The 23,217-nt window shown below is 47.2% G+C and carries 19 protein-coding genes; 10 read left to right on the top strand and 9 right to left on the bottom strand.

Annotation, left to right across the window (positions count from 1 at the left end):
• Window positions 1-20 precede the first annotated feature (20 nt).
• The 3 genes from HMPREF9194_RS04440 to HMPREF9194_RS04430 all read left to right on the top strand — a co-directional run bounded on the left by HMPREF9194_RS04440 (window position 21) and on the right by HMPREF9194_RS04430 (window position 4,577).
• A complete protein-coding gene (locus HMPREF9194_RS04440) occupies window positions 21-2,348 on the top strand; it encodes an alpha-galactosidase (RefSeq protein ID WP_016525182.1) in 2,328 nt (775 codons plus the stop codon).
• 184 nt (window positions 2,349-2,532) lie between these two features.
• Window positions 2,533-3,909, top strand: coding sequence for a glycoside-pentoside-hexuronide (GPH):cation symporter (locus HMPREF9194_RS04435; RefSeq protein WP_016525181.1), 1,377 nt, complete (start codon window positions 2,533-2,535; stop codon window positions 3,907-3,909).
• An 80-nt stretch (window positions 3,910-3,989) separates the two neighbouring features.
• On the top strand, window positions 3,990-4,577 hold the full coding sequence (locus HMPREF9194_RS04430; RefSeq protein WP_245540721.1) for a DJ-1/PfpI family protein: 588 nt from the start codon (window positions 3,990-3,992) through the stop codon (window positions 4,575-4,577).
• 61 nt (window positions 4,578-4,638) lie between these two features.
• Here the strand turns inward: HMPREF9194_RS04430 and HMPREF9194_RS04425 are convergent, their stop codons facing one another.
• Complete coding sequence (locus HMPREF9194_RS04425) at window positions 4,639-6,378, bottom strand: tetratricopeptide repeat protein (RefSeq protein ID WP_016525179.1); 1,740 nt, start codon at window positions 6,376-6,378, stop codon at window positions 4,639-4,641.
• Window position 6,379: 1 nt separating this feature from the next.
• The gene (locus HMPREF9194_RS04420) at window positions 6,380-6,958 is read right to left on the bottom strand and encodes a LiaI-LiaF-like domain-containing protein (protein ID WP_016525178.1); all 579 of its coding nucleotides are present in this window, start codon (window positions 6,956-6,958) and stop codon (window positions 6,380-6,382) included.
• Window positions 6,959-7,022: 64 nt separating this feature from the next.
• Here HMPREF9194_RS04420 and HMPREF9194_RS04415 point away from each other — a divergent pair, with 64 nt between their 5' ends.
• The 3 genes from HMPREF9194_RS04415 to HMPREF9194_RS04405 are packed head-to-tail and all read left to right on the top strand — an operon-like array spanning window position 7,023 to window position 10,748.
• Complete coding sequence (locus HMPREF9194_RS04415; protein ID WP_016525177.1) at window positions 7,023-8,117, top strand: tetratricopeptide repeat protein; 1,095 nt, start codon at window positions 7,023-7,025, stop codon at window positions 8,115-8,117.
• Window positions 8,114-9,259 carry a lytic transglycosylase domain-containing protein gene (locus HMPREF9194_RS04410; protein WP_051127826.1) on the top strand — a complete coding sequence of 382 codons (1,146 nt, stop codon included), beginning with the start codon at window positions 8,114-8,116 and terminating at the stop codon, window positions 9,257-9,259. Before HMPREF9194_RS04415 ends, HMPREF9194_RS04410 begins: the two co-directional genes overlap by 4 nt.
• A gap of 58 nt (window positions 9,260-9,317) precedes the next feature.
• On the top strand, window positions 9,318-10,748 hold the full coding sequence (locus tag HMPREF9194_RS04405) for an OmpA family protein (protein ID WP_016525175.1): 1,431 nt from the start codon (window positions 9,318-9,320) through the stop codon (window positions 10,746-10,748).
• An 18-nt stretch (window positions 10,749-10,766) separates the two neighbouring features.
• Here HMPREF9194_RS04405 and HMPREF9194_RS04400 read toward each other — a convergent pair whose 3' ends face one another.
• The 4 genes from HMPREF9194_RS04400 to HMPREF9194_RS04385 form a co-directional block, all read right to left on the bottom strand.
• A complete protein-coding gene (locus tag HMPREF9194_RS04400; RefSeq protein ID WP_016525174.1) occupies window positions 10,767-11,432 on the bottom strand; it encodes a hypothetical protein in 666 nt (221 codons plus the stop codon).
• Between the two features lie 297 nt (window positions 11,433-11,729).
• Entirely contained in the window at window positions 11,730-12,044 is a 315-nt protein-coding gene (locus tag HMPREF9194_RS04395) for a type II toxin-antitoxin system RelE/ParE family toxin (RefSeq protein ID WP_016525173.1), read from the bottom strand.
• Window positions 12,034-12,294, bottom strand: coding sequence for a type II toxin-antitoxin system Phd/YefM family antitoxin (locus HMPREF9194_RS04390; RefSeq protein WP_016525172.1), 261 nt, complete (start codon window positions 12,292-12,294; stop codon window positions 12,034-12,036). Before HMPREF9194_RS04390 ends, HMPREF9194_RS04395 begins: the two co-directional genes overlap by 11 nt.
• 127 nt (window positions 12,295-12,421) lie before the next feature.
• Complete coding sequence (locus HMPREF9194_RS04385; RefSeq protein WP_016525171.1) at window positions 12,422-12,934, bottom strand: ClbS/DfsB family four-helix bundle protein; 513 nt, start codon at window positions 12,932-12,934, stop codon at window positions 12,422-12,424.
• Between the two features lie 169 nt (window positions 12,935-13,103).
• Here HMPREF9194_RS04385 and HMPREF9194_RS04380 point away from each other — a divergent pair, with 169 nt between their 5' ends.
• Together HMPREF9194_RS04380 and HMPREF9194_RS04375 are read left to right on the top strand one after the other, a co-directional pair.
• Complete coding sequence (locus HMPREF9194_RS04380; RefSeq protein ID WP_016525170.1) at window positions 13,104-15,890, top strand: FG-GAP repeat domain-containing protein; 2,787 nt, start codon at window positions 13,104-13,106, stop codon at window positions 15,888-15,890.
• Window positions 15,887-17,023 (top strand): hypothetical protein, encoded by a 1,137-nt coding sequence (locus HMPREF9194_RS04375; protein WP_016525169.1) that lies wholly within the window; start codon window positions 15,887-15,889, stop codon window positions 17,021-17,023. Before HMPREF9194_RS04380 ends, HMPREF9194_RS04375 begins: the two co-directional genes overlap by 4 nt.
• 9 nt (window positions 17,024-17,032) lie before the next feature.
• Here the strand turns inward: HMPREF9194_RS04375 and HMPREF9194_RS04370 are convergent, their stop codons facing one another.
• Window positions 17,033-17,917, bottom strand: coding sequence for a metallophosphoesterase family protein (locus HMPREF9194_RS04370; RefSeq protein ID WP_016525168.1), 885 nt, complete (start codon window positions 17,915-17,917; stop codon window positions 17,033-17,035).
• A complete protein-coding gene (locus HMPREF9194_RS04365; protein ID WP_016525167.1) occupies window positions 17,914-18,669 on the bottom strand; it encodes a hypothetical protein in 756 nt (251 codons plus the stop codon). The genes HMPREF9194_RS04370 and HMPREF9194_RS04365 overlap by 4 nt, the downstream gene beginning before the upstream one ends.
• A 112-nt stretch (window positions 18,670-18,781) precedes the next feature.
• Here HMPREF9194_RS04365 and HMPREF9194_RS04360 point away from each other — a divergent pair, with 112 nt between their 5' ends.
• Both HMPREF9194_RS04360 and HMPREF9194_RS04355 read left to right on the top strand, forming a co-directional pair.
• Window positions 18,782-20,509: a DEAD/DEAH box helicase gene (locus tag HMPREF9194_RS04360; protein WP_016525166.1), complete on the top strand. Its 1,728-nt coding sequence runs from the start codon at window positions 18,782-18,784 to the stop codon at window positions 20,507-20,509.
• Between the two features lie 70 nt (window positions 20,510-20,579).
• A complete protein-coding gene (locus HMPREF9194_RS04355; protein WP_016525165.1) occupies window positions 20,580-22,223 on the top strand; it encodes an ABC-F family ATP-binding cassette domain-containing protein in 1,644 nt (547 codons plus the stop codon).
• On the opposite strand, the gene HMPREF9194_RS04350 is transcribed toward HMPREF9194_RS04355, so the two are convergent.
• Complete coding sequence (locus tag HMPREF9194_RS04350; RefSeq protein WP_016525164.1) at window positions 22,213-23,211, bottom strand: Fic family protein; 999 nt, start codon at window positions 23,209-23,211, stop codon at window positions 22,213-22,215. The genes HMPREF9194_RS04355 and HMPREF9194_RS04350 overlap by 11 nt on opposite strands.
• Window positions 23,212-23,217: the final 6 nt, after the last annotated feature.

The raw sequence follows: 23,217 nt of genomic DNA, 5'->3' as shown, positions 1-23,217 counted from the left end.
TCATATATAACGGGTAAAGTATGATTCAATTTGACCAAAACGTGTTTTATTTGGAAACCGATACGACAAGCTATTGGTTTTGCATTACCGAGTACGGACATTTGGAAACGATTCATTACGGCAAAAAGCTGCAAAAAAGCGATGTCGAAGGTGTACGCGTAAAAAGAACGGCGCAAGTCGGTTCGTCCGTGTGCTATGACGAAAAAGATCCGCTGTACGTTTTGGATAATATTCCGCTGCAATGGTCGGGAAACGGACGCGGCGATTACCGCTATTGCCCTGCCGAAATACGCATGCCCGACGGAAGTTTTACGCACGACTTTATCTATAAAAATCACCGCATTGAAAAAGGAGCTTGCGCGGCCGAAAGTCTTCCGTGCGCACTCGACGGCAAAGGCGACGCCGAAACGCTTATTATCGAAACCGAAGATAAAAACGGCGTGCGTCTTGATTTATACTATACCGTTTTTCCGTCGTTCGACCTTATCGCACGGCGCGCCGTTATCACAAACAATAACGAAAAACCGCTCGAACTGCGCCGCCTTATGAGCATGATGATCGACCTTCCCGACCGCGGTTACGACATGCTTACGCTCGACGGGAGCTGGATTAAAGAAGCAAACCTTAACCGTAAAGAAATCGCCTACGGCATGTGGGTAAACGAATCGTCGACGGGAGCGAGCTCAAACCGGCACAATCCGGGCTTTCTTATGGCCTCGCACACAGCCGACGATGATTCGGGCGATGTGTATGCGTTCAACCTTGTATACAGCGGCAACCACTTCGGCTTTATTCAAAAAAGTCATCTCGATTTAATACGCATAGGAATCGGCATAAATCCGCATTGTTTTTCGTGGGATTTACACAAGGGCGAACGTTTCGAAACGCCCCAAGCCGTTCTTTCATATTCGGAAAAAGGCTTTAACGGGCTGCGAAAAAATATGCACGGTTTTATAAATGAATGCATCGTACGCGGCACATGGAAAGGAAAAGAGCGCCCCGTACTCATAAACAATTGGGAAGCCGATTTTTTTAAATTCAGCCGCCGCTCGCTTTTAAAATCGGCCTGCATTGCTTCAAAGCTGGGCATAGAACTTTTTGTACTCGACGACGGCTGGTTCGGCGACCGAAACAACGACAGCGCGGGTTTGGGCGATTACCGTGTCAACACGAAAAAACTTCCCGGCGGCATAAAACGCCTTGCCGAAAGCATACGCAAAACGGGGCTCGACTTCGGCTTGTGGTTTGAGCCGGAAATGGTAAACGAAGACAGCGATTTGTACCGCGCGCACCCCGACTGGGCGGTGCAAGACCCCGAACGGGACGCGGTGCGCGGACGCCATCAGCTTGTATTGGATTTGTGCCGCAAAGAAGTGCGCGATTACATCGTAGAAAACGTCGGCACCGTGCTGGACGAAGCGCACGTTTCATATGTCAAATGGGATATGAACCGTCATATGTCCGCCGCCTTTTCTCCGACACTTAAAAATCAGGGCGAATTCTTTCACCGCTATATTCTGGGATTGTACGAAATTCTTGCCCGTATTTTCGGTCCGCGGCCGCAGATTTTATTTGAAAGCTGTTCATCCGGCGGCAACCGCTTTGACTTAGGTCTACTGTGCTTTTCGCCGCAAATATGGACGTCCGACAATACCGACCCCGTAGAGCGCCGGCGCATGCAAAGCGCTTTAAGCATGCTGTATCCGCTTTCGGCGATGGGCGCCCACGTTTCGGCATCTCCGCACCAGCAAACGCTCCGGCAAACGTCTTTAAGCACGCGCTTTAATACCGCATGCTTCGGTGTATTGGGCTACGAGCTCGATTTAAAGTTTTTAACGTATGTCGAAAAAAAAGAAATAAAAGAGCAGATCGCCTTTTACAAAAAATACCGGCACATCTTTCAATTCGGCACCTTTTCACTCGTAAAAACGCACAAGGACAATCAAGCTTTTTGGCAGTGCAGCGACGGGAGCACCGCCATCACCGGCTTTTTTCAGAATACGGCAAAAAGCGCCGACAGCGCGGCCTGCCTTACAGTAAAAGGGATGGATCCCGCTTCGTTTTACAAAACCGAAACAAAACCGCAGCGGCTTTTTATAAAACGTTTCGGCGGCTTGGTTAAACACTTGCTGCCCTTTTCCCTCGATCCGGACGGCTTTATTTTAAAAACCGCAAACAAATATTACGCGCTTGCCGACTGCGTCGAAACATATACCGCATCGGGAGCGCTGTTGGATTACGGCATCCTTTTGAACAATCAGTTTATGGGTACATATTACAACAACCGTACCCAGCTTTTGGGAGACTTCGGCTCCTATGTATTCGTAACGACAAAAATCGCCTCATAAGGCAAAATAGTTATAGGAGTTGTGATAAAAAGCAGCGTCTAAAATAGCGCCGCCGCTTTCTATACCGAGTTTGCGTTGCAAACTCTTTTATTTATCGCGCTTTCTCAACTGTCGTTTGCGAAAGCGCTGCTAAAAACTTTTTCGACAGCCCAAGCTGTCTGCAAAAGTTTTTATAGGGGTTTTTATGACAAAACGTAACAGGTGGACTTTCGGGCTGGGAACGATCGGGCGCGATATGGTGTATACCCTTATCAGCATGTATTTGATTTTTTACATGACCGATGTTATTTACGTTCCGACGGCAATTTTGTGGCGGATTACGGCGATTGTACTTGCAGCCCGTATCTTCGATGCGTGCAACGATCCGTTTATGGGATTGATAGTCGACAATACGAAAACCAAATTCGGCAAATTTAAACCGTGGATCGCGTTCGGCGCGTTTACGTCCGGCATTTTAACGATTTTGCTTTTTACCGATTTTAAAATTCAGGGCGGCGCTTACGCGGCCGTTTTCGCCGTCATTTATCTTTTATGGGGAATGGCGTTTACGACAAACGATATAAGCTATTGGTCTATGCTTCCCGCATTGAGCGTCGATCAAAAAGAGCGCGAAAAAATCGGAGCGTTTGCGCGTATTTGCGCTAATATCGGGCTTTTTTCCGTTGTCGCAGGACTCGTGCCCGTTACGAAAATACTCGGAAATAAGGTCGGAAGCCTCGCGAAAGGCTATACCGTTTTTGCGATCATTGTCGTTTTAATTATGTGGATCGGGCAAACGATTACGTTAATCGGCGTAAAAGAACCGAAAATCACCAAGCAGCAAAAACATACGTCTTTAAAAGAATTGGTAAGCGTTATTTTCAAAAACGATCAGCTGCTTTTAACGGCGATTTCAATGACGATTTTTATGATCGGCTATATGACAACCACCAGCTTCGGCCTGTATTTTTTCAAATACGCGTACGGCGACGAAAACATGTACTCGGTATTTGCAATCATTTTGGGACTTTCGCAAATTACGGCGCTCATCATCTTTCCCCTTGTAAGCAAATATCTGGTCAGGCAAAAAATCTTTACGCTCGCAACAGTTATGGTTTTGGCCGGCTACGTCATCTTCTTTTTTGCGCCGTCGAATACGATGCTTTTTATCGGTATTTCAGGCATTTTGATTTTTATCGGCCAAGCTTTCATCCAGCTTATGATGCTCATGTTCCTTGCCGACTGTGTCGATTACGGACACTGGAAACTCGGCAAACGCAACGACAGCATTTCGTTTTCGCTGCAGCCCTTTATAAACAAACTGTCGGGAGCCGTCAGTAACGGCATTGTGAGCGCGGTCGTTATTATTTCCGGCATTAAAGAGGCGACTTCCGCGGCCGACGTGAGCGCGGGCGGTCTTTTAATGATGAAGATTGCCATGCTCGTTTTCCCGCCGCTGTGCATCGTCGCAAGTTACATTTTGTACCGCGTCCGCTACAAAATAGACGAAAACATGTACCAAAGAGTGCTTACCGAACTGGAACAGCGCGGGGAACTCACGCGGGATTCAAAAGATGCGTAGGGAAAAATCGGGCAGCTATGACAACCGTCTTTGAACGGGAAATCGAACGAGGCACCGGCGTGAGGTACGCGGAGAAAATTGTGAAACATGTAAACATTATCGTTTTTGACGATTTCATGGCGCTCGACGCATTCGGACCGGCGGAAGTGTTTGCAGAATCGGATGCAGAGTATGATATCCGATATTATTCGGCTGCGGGCGGTCCGGTAACTTGTTCGATACAAAACACCATCGAAACGGAAAAGACGGATGCAATTCAACAAAAGGATATTCTTCTTATTCCCGGAGGTAAAGGAACCAGACAATTGGTCGACAATGAAAATTTTATAAAAAAATTGAAAACCTTGGCGGAGGAAAGCAAATACGTTTTGTGCGTGTGTACCGGTTCGGGTTTACTTTCAAAAACCGGATTATTGGACGGCAGAAAAGCGACAAGTAATAAAAAAGCGTGGGAATGGGTGACCGCACAAAATACAAATGTGCATTGGATAAAAAAAGCGCGTTGGGTTGTCGATGGGAAATATTATACCTCATCGGGAATAACGGCAGGAATTGATATGTGTTTGGGATTCATCAGCGATACGATACATCGCGAGGCTGCAAAAAAAATCGGCTGTGCGCTTGAATACGTATGGAATGAAAATAAAAATATCGATCCGTTTTATTAAGATTGCTTCGCCCTATATAACCTTATGACAATTCATTTCGGGACAAATCGCCGAAGCTCTTCTACCTTACCAGGCGGTCGAGTTCCGAATTGAGTTTTAATAATTCCGCATCGGAAGGATTGAGCGCGATTACCTGTTTCAGATAATATTGCGCTTTGCGGTAATCCTTTTGGCGGTAATAATAGGCGTATAAATCGTAGAGGGCGTTTTCGTTGCGGGGATTTGCGGTAAGGCTTGAGCGCAGGTCCGAAAGGATTTGAGGATCGGTCGAAGCAAGCCTGCTTTTTTCGTAATATAAAACGCTTTTCATTTTTCCGGCGGATTGCGTTAAAAGAGCGTTTATTAAGGCGGAAGCTTCGTTTTTTTTGCCTTCGGCGATAAGCAAACGGATATACCATTGCCGCAGATTTTCGTCGGCGGTATCGGGATTGTACACCGCGTCCAGTAAGGTTCTCGCCTGCTCGGCTTTATTGAGCGCAAGACAAATTTGAACGTATAAAAGCGTATTTTCAAGGCTGAGCCTCTCCAGCTGCGAAAGCGAACTCATCGCGTCGTAAGCGCTTTGCCAGTCCCGCCGTTTTGCGCCGTCTTTTGCAAGCACCGCAAGGGCGCGCGTATTGTGCGCGTCTTTTTCCAGCACGGCCGACGCCAGCTCGAAAGCGCTTCGGGACGCAACCGGCTGACCGGACAAAACGGCGAATTCGGCCGCCAAAAGCAAAACGTCCGGATCGTCTTTATAGCGCTCAAGGGCTTCCTGAACCGAAGCGGTCGCAGCCGTAAGGTTTTTATTCCATACGGCTTGCAAGCGCGCGCGCAAAAGCAAATAATCCTTTGAGGTTTTATCGGTTCGGGAGTAAAGGTCGAGCAAAGTTGAAACGCTTAAATATTCTTCGAGCCGGAAAAGCACTTGCGCGCGGAACAACAAAAACTCGCCGTCATCCGGCCGGCGTTGGAGAACTTGGGCCGCCAAACCTTCGGCTTCTTTGTAGCGCCCCGAAGCAAAGGCCGCGCGGGCATTGAGCTTGAGCATATCCAAAGCTTGCGGCGATAAAGTCAAATAGCGCGCCGAAAGCTCATAGGCCTTTTCGGCGTTTCCCGCATACAAAAGCGATTCCACATAAACGGGAGCGATATACTGATTGTTCGGCTCGATTGCGGCCGCGCGCTCGGAAAATGCAAGAGCTTTTTCGTACCGGTTTGTTTTGAGCGCGGCCGTTGCGGCAAGATATAAATTCAACACGGAATCGGAATTGAGCGCCAAAGCTTTTTCCGCAGAGGATAAGGCTTGCGCATAAAAGCCGTTTACCGTGCCGGCGGTAAACATCGCCAAACAGGGAATAGTCAGCATAAACACATCGTTTTCGGCGGACGAAAAAGCGAAAATTCCCTTCGAAACCGAATCGAGCGCTTCGGTATATAAGTTGTCGGGTAAATCCGATGGTGCGGTCCACGTGATCCGTTCCTGCGGCCACGCGTATTTCATAATGCACGAACATATTGCAAAAAGAACTTTTTCCTGTTCGGAATAATTTCCGCCCGGTTTATACAGGGAGGAAACGGCCGAACGGATCGAAGCGGGACTGCCGTCAAAAATCGACAAAAGAATTTTCTCGTCAACACCGCTGAAATACGGTGAAAACAGTTTTCCGTATGCGGACGATTTCGGGGCCGAAACGACCGACGGAAGCGCTTTTACCTCGAGAGCGGAAAGATCGTCGGAGACCGCGCGGTCGGGCGTCTTACACGATGCGGTCAGTACGAGCAAAAGCACACATGCGGAAAATCCTTTTATTCGATTCATCTTATCGAAGATCCTCTTCGTCGTCATCTTCGGAATCTTCAAATATAACCGGCGTTTTTTGTTTTTTGGTATAGACGAACAAAATAACCAAACTTAAACCGAATATAACAAAGATAAGGGGCCACCACGCACGCGCGAATTCGGCAAAAGAGATTTTTATAATATTCAGCGAAAAACATAAAAATACAAAGCCCAATCCCGCAAGCATAACGCCCGGCACGACATATGAAATCTGAAATTTACGAAAGCGCACATACCCTGCCGGAAAAAGCGCCAAGCCCGAAAGCACAACCGTTACCGGCCACACCTGCTTTATCGTGTACGGAATGATGCGCGCGTCCGCGATTAAAAACAAAAGGCTGCAGCAAGACAAAAACAAGCCGCTGAACGTAAACAGCGCAGGCTTGGTTCCGGTAAGCGCAAAATACAGCAATACGGAACCGCTTAAAGAAAACAGCGCAAAGCGGAACACATACATACCGAGGGATACCCGCGAAAACAGATAAACCAGCAGCAAAATTCCGCCGAAAATAAAGAGGAGACCCGCGGCAAGCAGTATATTGTACTTATCGTTTTTCATAGGTACAGCATACAGCAAGAAGGCAGTCTTGCCAATAACCCCCCGCGCATGTTAGAATAAAAAGATGTTCAAAACGGTGCAAAAAAAGCTGTATTCCAAGACCGGTGCGTTTTTGCTGGGCGCAGTTCTGGCAATTGCCGGCATTGCCGCCGCATGCGCGATACCGGCCGCAAAAAATAACGAACAAGAAGGCGGTTCAAAAACGCTCGGACGCACACAAAACGAATTGTTCGTCATATTGGAAAAAACGCCCGAAGCGACCGAGCGCCGTTTTTCAATCATCAATCAAATAACGGCGAATTACCGCAAAGAAAAAAAAGACGATGAACTTATACTTTTTTTAACCGATTACGTAAAAAAATACCCGAACGACAAATACAATGCGTATTGGCTGCTTTTAACCGCATATATTTATCAGGAAAAAGGCGCCGAACCCATTGCCGAAATGTATTTTGAGCGGATCATAAAAAACTACAACGATTTGAGCATTCAGGGGAAATCGATTCATATTCTCTGCCTGCAAAACCTCGTGCAAATCAGTACGTCGCCCGAAAACCGCATCGACTATTTTAACCAGCTTATAACGCATTTTCCCGATGAAATAAACAAAACCGAGCTGTACGCGCGTCTTGCGCTTGAATACGAAAAAATGGGCGAATGGAATCAGGCATTACAGTCTTATTCGTTGTTTTTGGCGCAGGAAGACGCATCGAAAATTCAAATTCCGAACCTTCCCGATGCGTACGGCCGAGCCCGCAGATTGGTAAATTTTAACAATTCTCCGAAAGATTGGACATTCGAAAGTCTGGACGCATTGGAAAGTGCCGTAAAAAACGCCATCGACACGTCCCGCTTTACCGTTTTGGACAAGTACCGTGCAAAAGTGAACTTTTTTGCCATGTCGTGGAAACAGGATGCCGGCGATCCGAACTCGCAGGTAACTTTTTCGATGCAGAACTTCGGTTCGGGTAACCGCATTCGCTACAATCCCCGGCCGGACGATTCGTCCAACCCGAACGAAGCATATCTCCGCACGTGGGGCTGGCGTTCGTACATAAAAGTGTGGTACTTTTATTTCAGAAAGGTGAATTTTCCGCTTAATCCCGAAATTCACGGCCGCTGGGAATGGGCGGGCATTTACTACGGGGAAAAACTGTGAAAAAAACGCTTTTTGCCGCCGCGCTCCGCCTGTTTGCCGCCGCCGCTTTATTTTTTCCCTGCGGTGCGCAGAGTATCGGAGCGGCTGCAGTCGCTTCCGTGCAGGACGTTTCGGTACAGGATGTTCCGACACAAACCGAAATTCCGGCACTCCCGACGCCTCCCGCAGTCGGTGCGGAAAAACGACCGGTCTACGTTCCTCTCGACATTCCGTACAGCGACCATAAACTCATTGCCAAGTACCGCAAAGATTTTTTATCCGATTACAGCCGAAAATGGCTTGCCGCCGTCATGCAAAACGCGGCCACCTACCGTCCGTATATACGCAAAAAGCTTGCCGAATACGGCCTTCCCCAATGCCTCGAGTTTTTGCCGGTTATCGAATCGGGCTACAACACGCACGCGCGCTCAAAATCGGGAGCCGTGGGCTTGTGGCAGTTTATGGAAAACAGCATACACGGCCTTTTGGAAAAAAACGATTGGCTGGACGAACGCAAAGATCCGTGGTTCAGCACGGATGCGGCGCTCAGAAAACTCAAAGCGAATTACGATTTTTTTTCGAACTGGGAACTCGCGTTGGGCGCATACAACATGGGTTTGGGCGCCATGAACCGGGCGGTACAAAAAGCCGGCAAAAAAGACTTTTGGTATTTGGCCGACAAGGGACTTTTGCGCGGCGAAACCAAAGCCTATGTTCCCAAATTTTTGGCGATTGCGGATCTTATCACAAACGCCGAATACTACGGTCTTGAGCTTCCGTCCTACAACAGTGATGCCGCTTTGGCGTTCAGCGAATGCCTTTTGCCGCGCCAAATAAATCTTGAAATCCTTGCCGAAGACACGGGCATCGAGTACGAAATCTATAAGTTTTTAAACCCGTCTTTAAAGTACCCGATAACGCCGCCGGTTGACGCGTATCGGCTGCGTATTCCGCATAATTGCGACGAATTGGTGTTGAACGCTCTTACAAACCAGCAAACGCTCGCCTTTACACATACGTATACGGTAAAACAGGGCGACACCTTGTGGGCTTTGTCGCGCAAATTCGGCGTAAGCGTGGAAATGCTTTGCAAGATAAACAAGCGCAGCCAAAACGCAATTTTAAGTATAGGTACGGTTCTGTTTGTGCCGATATTGAAATAAGACCGCCGCATGCAAAAAAATCGGCGTTTTTTTTAATCGAATGAGGTAATTCCGAACTATGTCGAACGGACAAAAAATTCCGCACTTCTTTTCCGTTTTCTTTCACGTACGCACGGCGCGTTTTTTTACGCTTACACCGGCGATTATCGCGGCGCTTATATTGTGCATGTCCATACTGAATACTGCATCTCTTTTCGCACAAAATACCGGAAAAACAAGCCTGACCGCCGAAAGTTTTATAGATTGGAAAACCGGCGTCTTTTCTTCGTCCGTTGCGCTCGATATGAACGCGGCAGGCTTCCCCCTGCCGGCAGGACGCACAGCGGGAATAAACCGCATCCGGCAGCAGCTGCCCCTTCTGGTAAAATCGCCGCTTTTAACCGTAACGCTCGATTCTTCGTCTTTACTCGGAAACGCCGTTACCGCGCGCACGCTCGCTTTGGAAGACATCACCGATATTATAGACAGCGGTACGCTCAGTCCCGGAATATACGGCAGAGAAGACGAAACGCTTAAAACGGAACATCGCATTTCACTGTACCGCATCGCGGAACTGATGGTCGTGCACAAGGTTCCCTACACGCCGACCATTCCGATAGAACAAGTGTCGTCGCGCCCGTATACGGGCATCATTATAGACGCGCGCGGCAGCCTTCCCGTTCACGGCGAATTTACGCGCGAAAACGCCAACGCCTGCCTGTTCCCGAAAATCTGGGACAGCGGCATGGATTTGCTGTATGAACGCAACATGGCCGAGCCGCAAGTCGTACGGACAAAGGGCTTGGTAAGTTACGGCTCCGTTCCCGATGCGGCCGCGTATGAAAATCGCATAGGAAAAGATCCGCTGTATATAGCCGCAAAAGAAGTATTCGGCGTATACCGGACCGACCCTGTCATATCGCGAACCGATGCGTTAAAAATTCTTTCCGTGCCCGAAAACCGCGAACTGCTCCGGCTGGGAAAGGTCGTCATAGTGCTCAACGACAACGCGCTTGCGTATCGGGTTGCTTCTCCGGTGAAAGATAAAAATTATTATTTCGATTACAATAAGGTTGAAGAATTCATCGTCGACAATAGAATTCCCGACGTCGAAATAAGCGATACGCCGCCGGGCATGCTTATTTCCGTGCGGAATTTAAAATTCAAAGCCGACTCGGCCCTGCTGCTGCAGGAAGAAAAAGCGCGCCTCGATTTGTTGGCCGAATCGCTTAAAAAAGCCACGGCCGGAAACGAAAATACGATTTTGGTGGAAGGTCATACGGCAAGCGTCGGAAAAGCACAGGGCGAAAAGATTCTTTCGGTTCAAAGGGCGCAAGCCATCATTGCCGAAATGGTTAAGCGCGGCGTAGACGAAAAGCTGTTTACCTACCGCGGATACGGCGGCACCCGCCCTATCGGCGACAACGCCACCGAAGAAGGACGGGCTCAAAACCGCCGCGTTGAAATTACGGTTATCCCGAAGGCAACCTACATTCAACGTATCAACTGATTAAGTCGATTAAACCGATTACAGTCCGCGATCCTTTATAAGGGACTTTACCTTGTTTACGGTTGCCTGCTGGTCGGCATTCAGCTTCGCGTTGGCAGCCGTTTTGTCGATAACGGCGAGCACTTGACGATCAAGCAAATCGCGCTCAATCGTATAAAATACGTATACGCGGTATTGATCGACGTATTTGCTTTTTACTTTTTGGTCGTACCGGCGCACAAGCACCCACCAATCGTTTATTTTGCGCACGCCCGAATATTCGATATTGGACGAAGCTTTTACAACGTTTTCAAAATACGTGCCGTACGTTCCGTCGGTTCCGCCGCTTGAAGCGCCGCTGAACAATGCGTCGACACGGGCCGATACGTTCCGGGCTATAGTTTGCGGCATGTTAAAGCTGTTTACCCACGCCTGCCCCGCATCGAGGTTGGAAGCGGTGGTTTCCGCAACAAAGCAGTACACGTCTTTATAGTCGTTCAATTTTTCCAAACCGGTAATTCCCGTTTGGATGTAAGTTTGCACCCATACGGGCAATTCGTTTATCCCCAAAGCAGAGCCTTTATGTTCGAGTACTTCCGATTTAACCGTTCCTTCCAGTTCTTTGGCGGCGGGTTCGGTTTTTGCGGTTTTGCACCCGGCAAACAAAAGCGCCGCGGCAAAAACGCCGCACATAATTTTACGCATTAGATACCTCCGTAAATGATAATAAAAGTATAGCATAAATAAAACGCCGATTCAATGGAGGGGGTTAAAACAGAGCCAACTGCGCGCCAGTTTGTTTATCTTCAAAAGCCGTCACATACGAAAATATTTTATCGGTATTCAGCCGCGGTATAAGTTCATGCCGTTTTTAGCCGATAAAATTCCTTTTACTTGAACAAAGTGCATTTGTTATTACTGAAAATCCGCCAAGAGACTTTTTAACGCGCTCTATAATCTTTAGCGGTTTAACTGCGACTGCTAAAATAATACTGCTGTGTTTTACACCGATTTTGCATAATCACACTCTGCATAAAATATATGCAATATATTTACGATTTTTCCTTTATCGTTAATCGAATATAAGGCAACATAATTTTTATAAAAGAGGAATCTGCGGTATCCTTTCTTCTGCAATCTTGTATCATTACAAAGAGGATACATATATGGCAAATCCTTTAAATTATTTTTACATTTTTCAAAATCTGCAAGCAAACTGACAGCCGCTTTTGAATTGGAAAGTTTTTCTGCGATATACCTGATGATTTCATCAAGGTTTGCCTTTGCCGTATCGGCGATTCTTACTTTATAGGCCATACTTAGACTTCAGTTCTGCAAGCACATCATCGGCATCGGTAACACGGCCTGCTTTTACATCAAGTTCCCCTGCATCAAGATTATCATACAGACGATTAAAAAAAGCATTTTTTTCAAAAGTTTCCATACTCATAATTACCATATCGCCGTAACCGTTTTTTGTTATAAAAACAGGCTCATCGCTTTCATGGCACAAGGCGGAAATATTTGTAGTATTCTTTAAATCACGTATCGGAACTATTTGCGGCATAAGGCCCTCCGTGTCATAATTGTACCACGATAAAGTCGTATTGTCTACGAAAAATTATAATGTACGGGGCAATAAGCGGTATGGGCGAAAATAAACTATCGCCAGTGAACAGTTCGAGCCTGTACGTTTACCCTTCCCTATATTTTTTCAGCGCCTTTTTTAAGCACTTGATCGCCCAATCGTAATGGCTCGATGTTGCCGAAACGCAGTAACTGCCGAGCGTCGTCGTGCCCGTCCAATCGAAAGCGCCTTTGGAAAAAAGTTCTTCGTCGGAAAACGTTTCGATAAGCGCCATAACCTCTTTGTGCGTCTTTTTCAGCATGCTCTCGGCGGCGGCATACGGCGTTTCCCGGTGCTTTTTCCAAAATCCGACGTTCATTGCAGGATAGGTTTTCCAATTATAGGGCTCAGGCAAAAAGGCGGCGGGTTTTCCTTTTGTATTTGACCGTATCCAATTCAGCAAAAGACAGTGCCATTCGTACAAGTGAACCAAAACGTCGCGCACGTTTTTATCGCGTTCATTAGGAAAGATATCGGCACTTTTTTCTTTGTCGGTCATTCCGTCGATTAAAGTTCGCAGTTTTGCAAATTGTTCGTTTGAAGCTTGAATTAAATCGGCCTTTGTCGCAGGTCTGGGCATAATTTCCTCCCATAAAAACTTTTGCAGGAAGCTTCTGCTTCCGAAAAATTTTTCGGCTCGTAAGATAATGTTATTATAACATAATCGGTGCCGAGCGACAAAACAAAAGCGTACAGCCTTGATTATTTACCCTTGCCGTCCTATAATCGACAAATAGAGGAAGTCCGGTATGAATGAAATATCCCAAAATCACGATGAAAAAGAACCGTTGAATACGCAAGTGCAGGCGGATGAAGGTCAAACGGGCAAAGATAAAGAGAATCTTGAGGGCGCGCGCGTGCCGAGCAAAGGGAAAAAACCGAAAAAAAAACGCTCGTTTTTTTTGACGCTCATCGCGGTTTTATTCGGTATTATTCTCGTTTTTATAGGCGCGATCGGTCTTTTTGCCGCCTATTCGGCTTTGGACGGCGCCGATCCGAGCGAACATATTCCCGAAGGATATTACGCATATATAAATCTGCCGTCGGCAAGCGCCTTTATAAACCAAACACTTTCGACGCTTACGCTCGATTCGGTTTTGGCGGGCGCCGGCATGGGAGATGTTCAGGGACTTTTGCGTTCATTCCGCGCATCGCCGATTCCCGCGAACAAATGGTTTAAGTTTGCCGCAAACGTGCGCATCGATGCGGCCGCTTATTCAAGCGGCGATTATACCGTTTTGATAAAGCTCGGTTTCAGATCCTGCGTTTTGCGCCTGTTGCCCGCGGTATTAAAAATATATCCGGATTTACTCAATTCGGTGAACGGTCTTAAAGCGGAATCGGATGACGGCATCGATTATTGGGTATATACGGCAAAAGGTTCGCCTTCAGTTTTTATCGGGCGCTGTAAAGACATACTGATTTGTTCAACTTCGCCTTCGCTTTTTTTCGCGTCGATGCAAAAAAACCGTCCCGAAAATTTTAAAACGATCAAAAAATTTATAAAAAATGCACGAAGCGGTTCGTTGAGTGTTTTATCCGACATAAATCATTTTAAAGACGGATTTGCGGACGGATCTTCCGTCGCGGCAAACGTTGCGCGCCGTATCAATTTCCCCGAATATTCGGCCGTAAACATCGCGCTGCAGTACGACGACATCACCGTTTCCGGAAGCGGCGTATGGGAAAGTTCCGACGAAGGCTTAAAAACGATTTTAACCAAACGCTCGTTTGTTCCCGGCATATTGTCGCGCCTTCCCAAGTCGGCCGGCTATATAACGCTGATCAATATGGGCGAGCCGGAATTCCTTTTGAAAAACGGTTCGCAGCTGCTTACGCCCGCGATGCTGAAAGCTTACAAGGCCGCCGAGGACGGCAGCCGTTTTGCATTCAACAAGGGCCTTAACGAATTGCTTTTTTCGTGGATGGGAAGCGAAATGGGCGTTTTCGGTACCGAACAATCGGCTTCTCCGGTTATCTTCGTTTCGTTAAAAAACGAAAAAAAATGCAAAGAGGTGTTTCAGGATATTTTCGCGTCGGCTTTTATAAATCAGGATGTATCGGCGGTTGTAAACGGCATGCGGGTGCCGCGCATAGAATTTCCTTCGCTGCTTAAAAGCCTTTTACGTTCTTTCGATATCGAACTTCCGACGCCCTTTTATATTATAAAAGACGGCTATTTATACCTTTCGCAAAGCGCCGAAGTTCTTGCCGCGGCGATACAGGAAGCCTCGAAGGGCGATCTTCTTGTCCGCACGGAAAACTGGAAAACCGTTATGCGCTCCGTTTCCGCAGAATCTTCGTTATTTGTGTATTACACTTTCGAGCAAAGCATTCCTTCTTTTTTGAAAAGCAACGCCATGCTCAAAGCGGTTTTAAAAGATTACGGCAAGGGCGTATTTTCCATCAAACTCGATTCAAAACAAACGCTCGGCTTTGACTTGTACCTGCAAAAAACGAAATCGCATTCGCTGTCGGAACTTGCGTCTTTTCCGTATCAAAGCCCCGTTAAAGTCGGGCAAACGGTGTACGCGGGGAAAAACGCTTCGAACGTTCCGTTTTTATACTGGGCGTCGGATTCTTCCGTGTATGCGTTCAATTTGGCCGACCGCAGCATACAAAGCCTGAAACTCGACGACAGCGCATATGTAAACGTACAAACGGAACGCGGTTTTGTACGGGCGGTGTGGGCGGTTTCGGCGCGCGGTTCCGTTTATAAAACCGATTATGCACTCAACGCCGCATCGGGTTTTCCCGTTCTGACGGGCGAAAAATGTGCGGCCGAACCGCAGTTTTTAAAAGACGGAATCGTCGTGCCGTCGGCGAACAAAGAAGTTTTGCTGTTTGTATCGGGAGACGGCACAGTCTCGTATTCGGACGAAATGAACGCAAAGCTTAAAAATCCGCCCGCCGTGTACCGCAACGTTATCGCCGCCGTTCCGCGCTCGTTCGACAGTTCCATCTATCTTTTTACGCCGGAAGGGAAAACCGCGCCGGCCTACCCTGCCGAACTCGATTCGATTTGCGCCGTGCGCCCGGTTCTCTACGAAAACGACAAAAAAGAGCTGTGGTATGCCGTTGCAACCGAAGACGGAATTTTTTCATTAAAGCCGTGTTTTGCCTCCGAATCTTCCGGCGCGGAAGGATTTTCGGTGAATCTGTATGCGTCATGCAAAGTACAGCCGGTATATTCGCCCGCCTTAAAAACGTTCTTTGTCATAAGCGACCGCTCATATTTATATAAAATCGACACGCAGGCACAAATAGTCGGCCAAGTCGCCTTAAAGCAAAAGGATGCCGACGATTACGTGCTTACACTCATCGATGCCGACGGCAACGGACGGGATGACGTTCTCGTTTCCGGCGGCGGCAATGCGCTGTACGCATACACCGACGATTTGCAGGCCCTCGACGGATTCCCCGTTGCGGGAACTGGAACGCCGCGCCTTATCGACGTTGACGGCGACGGTTTTGCCGAACTTATAAGCTGCGGAATCGACAATAAAATTCATGCATACGACAGAGGTTCAAAATGAAACGAAAGCATGCCTTTTCAGCCGCGTTCAACGCGCTCATTTTTATCTGTGCAGTGCCGCTTATCGGCGTTTTTGCCTCATGCGCGAGCAGCCCGGCCGACACGCTGTATTCGGATTCGGCAACCGAAAACAATTTACATGCCGCAGGTGAAATCGAAAAGAGTCTCGTTCTGCAGCACGCGCAAAACCTTTCGCAAAACGGCTCGAGCGCAAGTTCCGGCTCGAGCGCAGCCAAAACATCCGCGCTTGACGCTATCAAAAAAAATCTGGACACTCTGCTCGCCTCGCCTTCTTCCGATCAGGAATACATGGCGTACGTATACGCTTTATACGCCGACTATTATCTTTTAAAGAACGATAAAACCGCATCCCGCCGGGCACTTAAAACCGCCGATAATTACAATTCGCGCGACGAATACGCACAGCTTGTGCATTCCCGGCTTTTAACGACTCCGAATGAACGGTGCGATTATTTGAGCAAGCTCGTATCCCAAAATCCCGAAGCGTACAGACTAAAAGCGGAACTCGGCTTTGTGTACACGCAGCTTTCCGATTACACGTCGGCGCTCACTTCTTTCGATGCGGCGCTTCCCTTTTTGAACGAAGAATACACAAAGCTTTACGGCGAAAAAAGGAATCAAAGTCAAAAACTGTACGGAGTTGAAAGCGGTCTCGGTACTTCGTCGTCGGCGATTTTGCAAAAAGAAAAAATTCTCCTTTCGGATATGGCCGTGCTGGCGCAGGAACATACGACCGTTTTCGATGCCTTAACGGGAACGGCAAAATGGACGCTCCAAAGGCTCAACGAAAAACTGCTGGAAAACGGCTGGTATGCAAGCGGCTCGGCGGTCAATACGCAAACGGCAGCGCGAAAAGACGCGGCACTTTTTTTATGGCATATAATCGCCGGCACAAACACATCCGTTTTGTACCGCTACAGCGCCAAATACGCCGCGCGCGGGAAAAGTCCTATTTCGGACGTTCCGCTCGACACGCTTTATTTCGATGCCGTCGTGGGCACGGTTGAAGAAGACATCATTCCGCTTGCCGACGGCAAAAAATTCGAACCGGATAAACCGGTCAGCGGCGTTGATTTTTATAAATGGCTTAAAAAGGCCGATGCTTTGCGTTAGCGGCTCTTATCAAAACGAAACCGTTTCCACGCTGAAAGTCTGCGCAGTTTCATCGACGTGCAATATGTAGTATTTGCGGTAATGTCCGAACGCTTTGAGCGCAAACTCTTCAAAACGTCCGTAGTCGTAATATGCGCCGCGGTGATAATGCCCCGAACAATACATTTTTACGTTATTTTGTGCGCACAAAGAAATCAATTCCGCCCGCTCGCGCGGATTTGAAAGGCTGAAATATTGAATCGCATTGCCGTAAAGCGGATAATGCGTAAAAATAAATTTAGGTTTTGAAGAACTTTGTACTTTCGCTTTCAAATCGTAAAACTGGGGCCTGCCCAGCGTACCGTTTGCGGTATCGACAAAATACCATTCAAAAGCCTGCGTTTCAAAATAATAAGCGCTTTTATGCGGAAAGCATGCTTTTTCCCACAACTTCCACCCGGAATTGTATAAATCGTGATTGCCCACAACATTGTATACTTCCAACTTTTTACCGCCGCCGATATCTATCTTTCTAAGACGATTTTGAAAAGCTTCATACGCGTCAAATTCAGCTGCCCGGCCGTGATCGGCTATGTCGCCGAGCGCAATACAAAACAGTATTTGCGGATGAACAGGCGCCGGATGGTTATCCCGATATTCTTCCAGCGATTTGAAAAAAGCATCTTGATGCACCGAATAGCGATCGTTTCCGAAGTGGACATCGGTAATTAAAAGACAATCATATTGTTGTGGAAGTATTCCGCTTTTAAATGACAATTCGCTGTCGGTCAGTTTAACCAATTCCTTTGAGCGCCGATCGACGGGATCCGCGCGCCAAAATATCTCCTGCAAGCCGAATTTACAGCCGGTACACAGCAAAAAAACGGCGCAGATAAAAATCAATTTATTTTTCATAGTTTTATTCCCACAACCGATTTAATAAGAAAGTTTTCGGGATAGGCGGTAAGTGTAAAAAAATCGGAATACCGCAAACAGGCTTCCAAGCCTATATACAAACCCTCCGGAATCAATGTTCCTTTAGAGCGGTAATACACATCAAATTGTATGGACGGCGTAACAAAAACGGGATAGCGGAAGTTTTCGTATGTGCTCATGCCTCCGCCCACATACCATTCTTTTTTTATAACAGCGGTACAATGCAACGCGCCGGTTTTTGAATATTGACCGGTTACAATCGTCTTGCCGCCGGGAACCGCAGTACATATCCACTGATACATATAACCGGCTTGTGCAAAAAAGATGAATCTGTCCGGCATTGTCAGCGTGTATTCAAATGCCCCTACGATGTCGTGAATCGTGCCGACATTGTACAAGCCGCTCATGTGATATGTTGCCGCAAGCCCTATTTTGTGATGCAAAACATTCAGCGGAAGATACATTGCCTTTAGAAGAAGGTCGGCATTTGCGGATGTAAGCTGAACTCCGGCGGAAGCTTCGGCAAAAGAACGCGAATATGTATACAGAAAATCGGCATAAAAAATATTCGGTTCGATGCCTTTTTTCGTATTGAATATAAAGGCTGCGCTGATATCATGAGGACCGTTTTCATTTCCGCTAAAGTCGAAGGCGGCTGAGCGCACCGTCCGCATGCAAAACAATAAAACGAATACGAAAAATACCGCATGTTTTTTTATTGTTATTTTCATATTAGTCTATTATAACAAAAATCCACAAAAAATTCGAGTTTTTCTTTCTTTTTTATCTTTCTTTTTGTCCCTTTACGCTGTACGCAAAATATGCTAAACTACATTTATTATTATGAATTTTGACGAATTACAGTTGGACGAAGGGCTTGCAAAAGGTATTGCAAAAGCCGGATATACGGTGTGCACGCCCGTACAGGAGCAAGTGCTCACAAAGGCGCTCGAAGGCGCCGACCTTTACGTGCAGTCGCAAACGGGAACGGGCAAAACCGCAGCCTATTTGATTACGATTATTCAGCAAATGATGTGCTCGCCGAAAATGAAGGGTAAAAAAGCCCTCGTTATGGTGCCGACAAGGGAATTGGCGGTTCAGGTTGAAGAAGAAGCGTGCACGCTCGCGGGCGAAACGGGATTAAAATCCGCAAGCTTTTACGGCGGAGTCGGCTATACAAAGCAAACTTCCCTTTTGAAAAAAGGCGTCGACATCATTATCGGAACGCCGGGCCGCCTCATCGATTTACAGGAATCCGCCATATTGGATTTAAGCGGCGTCGGTTTTTTGGTCGTTGATGAAGCCGACCGCATGTTCGACATGGGTTTTTACCCGGACTTGCGCAAACTGATAAAAGTGCTGCCCAAAACCGAATGCCGCCAAACCATGCTGTTCAGCGCAACGCTGAATACCTATGTTAAAAATCTTGCATGGGAATATACGGATAACGCGCAGGAAATAACGATCGAAAGCGAAAACATCACCGTCGATGAAATCAATCAAATGCTTTTGCACGTATCAAGCGGCGATAAAATGAAGCTGCTTTTGGGAATTCTGAAAAACGAAAAACCGGCGAGCGTCATTATTTTTTGCAATACGAAACGCAGCTGCGAAGTCATTGCAAAGCGTTTGCGCTTAAACGGCATAGAAGCCGAATTCATTATCGGCGATTTGCCGCAGGCAAAACGGCTGCAGGTATTGGATTCATTTAAAAGCGGATCGCTGACCTGTCTTGTCGCAACGGACGTTGCCGCGCGCGGCATAGACGTCGACGATCTTGCGATGGTCGTAAACTTCGATTTACCGAACGAATCCGAAAATTACGTTCACCGCATAGGCCGCACCGCCCGCGCAGGCAAAAGCGGCAAAGCGTACACCTTTTGCAGCGAACAGGACGTATACAATCTTCCGGCCATCGAGCGATATTTGGGAAATTCCATTCCCTCATCGGTTGCTTTTGCCGATATGTTCGCCGAAGATAAAAGCGACGGCGTATATATAAAACTCGACTCCTATTACGACGAAAACAAATACGACGATTCGGGATTCAAACAAAACCGCGGAAAAAGAGGTGCAAAAAGCTTAACCCGCTCGTCGTTCGGCCGCTACGGCGAAAAGAAAAGCGACGGCAAAAGCAAAAAGCCCCGCACAAAAGATAACCGGCGCACAAACAAAAATTCGTTCGCAACCGGAGCGGCCGGAAGCGAAGCCGAACGAAGACACGCGGCCGATATGTCTTCGCTTTCTTTTGAAGAGCGCATGAAGCTGTACCGCGAAAAATACGGTTCCAAGCAGGCTCAAAGCGGCGCGGAAGGCTCATACGGCGCTTCGGACAAAACGGCGGACAAAAAACGAAGCGGTTCAAAGAGACATAAAAACCGCAGCACAAAAGATTACCGGAACTCTCCCGCATCGCACCAAGCATCTTCGGCATGGCAAGCAGGCGGCGGAAGGCAAGCGGACACCTCCCGCGCAAAAGCGCAAAACGCGAAGTCCGCCGCCCCTGCGCAAAAAAAGAGCGAAAAGAAAGGCTTTTTCTCCGCCTTAAAAAGCCTGTTTACCAAGCGGTAAGGATCGGCGGATAAAATCGTACTTCCTCTTATAATTGACAGCGTGCGGCGTTTATTTATATACTGTAATAATGTTAAGTGTAAGCAATATCAGTTTGAAATTCGGCGAAAAGCCGCTGTTTAAAGACGTCAATTTAAAATTCACGCCGGGCAATTGTTACGGCATAATCGGTGCAAACGGCGCCGGAAAATCGACATTCCTTAAAATTCTTTCGGGCGAACTCGAACACGATTCGGGCGACGTTATCATCGGAACGGGCGAGCGCATGGCGGTGCTCAAGCAGGAGCACTTTGCCTTTGACGAATACTCGGTAAAAGATACGGTTATGATGGGCTTCCCGAAACTGTACGAATGTGCGAAAGCGCGCGAAGCGATATATGAAAAAGCCGACTTTACCGAAGAGGACGGTCTTCGGGCAAGCGAGCTCGAAGGCGAGTTTTCCGAAATGGGCGGATGGGAAGCGGAAAATCAAATCGAACAAATGCTTTCCGGTTTGGGAGTTGAAGAAGAATACCACAACCGCATGATGAACGAGCTCGACGAAAGCCAAAAAGTGCGCGTACTTCTTGCGCAGGCTTTGTTCGGCGAGCCGGATATTTTGCTTTTGGACGAACCGACCAACGGCTTGGATTTGGAATCGATAAACTGGCTCGAAGAATTTTTAATCGATTTTCCGAACACGGTTATCGTCGTCAGCCACGACCGCCACTTTTTGAACGCGGTGTGCACGTATATTTGCGACATCGACTACGGAAAAATCAGTCAATTTACGGGCAACTACGATTTTTGGTATCAAATGAGTCAAATCATGCAGCGGCAGGCAAAAGATCAGGCGAAAAAGCGCGAGGAAAAAATGAAAGATTTGCGCGAATTCATCCTGCGCTTTGCATCGAACGCGGCAAAAAGCAAACAGGCCACAAGCCGCAAAAAAATCTACGACAAACTTGCGCTGGAAGAATTGCAGGTTACGAGCCGCAAATTTCCGTACGTCAATTTTAAGCCGTTGCGCGACATCGGCAACAATGTGTTGCGCGTCGAAAAGCTGAACTATACCCACGAAGGTATTACGCTGCTTAAAGATTTCAGCCTTGTCGTCAACAAAACCGATAAAATCGCCTTTGTCGGTTTGGAGCACAAGGCAAAGTCTGCTCTGTTCGATATTATTACCGGAAATCTGAAAGCCGATTCGGGCGACGTATATTGGGGGCAAACCTGTACGTATTCGTATTTGTCGATAGACAATTCGTCTTATTTCGATAACGATTTGAATATTACCGATTGGCTCCGTCAGTATTCGCCCGAACAGGACGACGCGTACGTGCGCGGTTTTTTGGGCCGCATGCTTTTCAGCGGCGACGAATCGCTTAAGCCGGTACGCGTATTGTCCGGAGGCGAAAAGGTGCGCTGTATGCTGTCTAAAATGATGCTTTCCGGCGCAAACGTGCTTATTTTGGACGAGCCGACCAATCACTTGGATTTGGAAGCGATTACGAGTTTGAACGAAGCGCTGACGGCCTTTAGCGGCGTTGTGCTGTTCAACAGCCACGACCACGAATTTATCAGTTCGATTGCAAACCGCATAATCGAAATTACACCCGGCGGCGTCATCGACCGCATGATGAACTTTGACGATTACCTTGCCGATGAGCAGATAAAGGAATTGCGCAGCGAATACTACAAAGACAGCGGCAAAAAGGTAAAGTTCAATATATAATCGCTGAGGCACCGTCGGCAATCTGCCAATAACCGTTTTTATCGGCGCCGATACGTTTGAGTATGTTTTGTTCTTGCAGCTTTTTCATATTTTTGATGATATTCAAGCGTGCAATACCGACCGCTTCGGCAAGTTCTGCTTGCGTAATGTACGGATTTTTCTCTATTTCCCGTATGATTTTCTTTTGATTTAGAGTAATCTTTACAGAAATCTTTTGAGTAATCTTTGCCTGATTATCAACAATTGTGTCTATTGTATGCAAGATAACCGAAAGCATAAATTCAATAAAATCCGTACTGTCCGAACGCGCATCGCTTAAAGCAAGCGCTTGATAATATTCATTTTGTCTTTCTTTTATTAAAGTTTCAATCGGAAGCCATGCAAACACAGTCTTCCACTCTTTAAGAATTACCGTTTGCCATAATCGCCCCATTCTGCCGTTGCCGTCTTCGAAGGGGTGGATGAATTCGAATTCATAGTGAAATACGCAGCTTTTAATTAGGGGGTGGACGTCGCTCACTTTCAGCCATTCAAATAAATCGGCCATTAAGACGGGAACTCTGTCGGCAGGAGGAGCTATATGAACTACATCGTGCCCGTCAAAAATACCGACTCCGCCCTTTCTGTATTTTCCGCTGCGCTTTACCAAATCGTCCATCATAAGACTGTGCGCTTTTAACAAATCTTTTTCTTCGTACGGATTCAAATTTAAAAGCAAATCGTATGCCTGTATTGCATTTTTTACTTCCCGTATCTCATTCGGAGGGCCGAACACTTTTTTTCCGTCAACAATCGCCGTTATTTGCTCAATGCTCAGAGAATTATTTTCAATCGCCAACGACGAATGAATTGTTTTAATGCGATTCTCTTTCCTAAGCTGCACGCTATGCAAATGTTCTTCCAAATTACGGATTTCTCCGATTTTTTCGGATATTTGAGAAATAAGATTTATAGCTTTCGATGTAATTTTAAACGGCGGTTCATTCATCGGCGC

The sequence above is a fragment of the Treponema maltophilum ATCC 51939 genome (assembly GCF_000413055.1).
Taxonomy (GTDB): Bacteria; Spirochaetota; Spirochaetia; order Treponematales; family Treponemataceae; genus Treponema_C; species Treponema_C maltophilum.
This window is presented reverse-complemented; position numbering and strand designations above follow the sequence as displayed.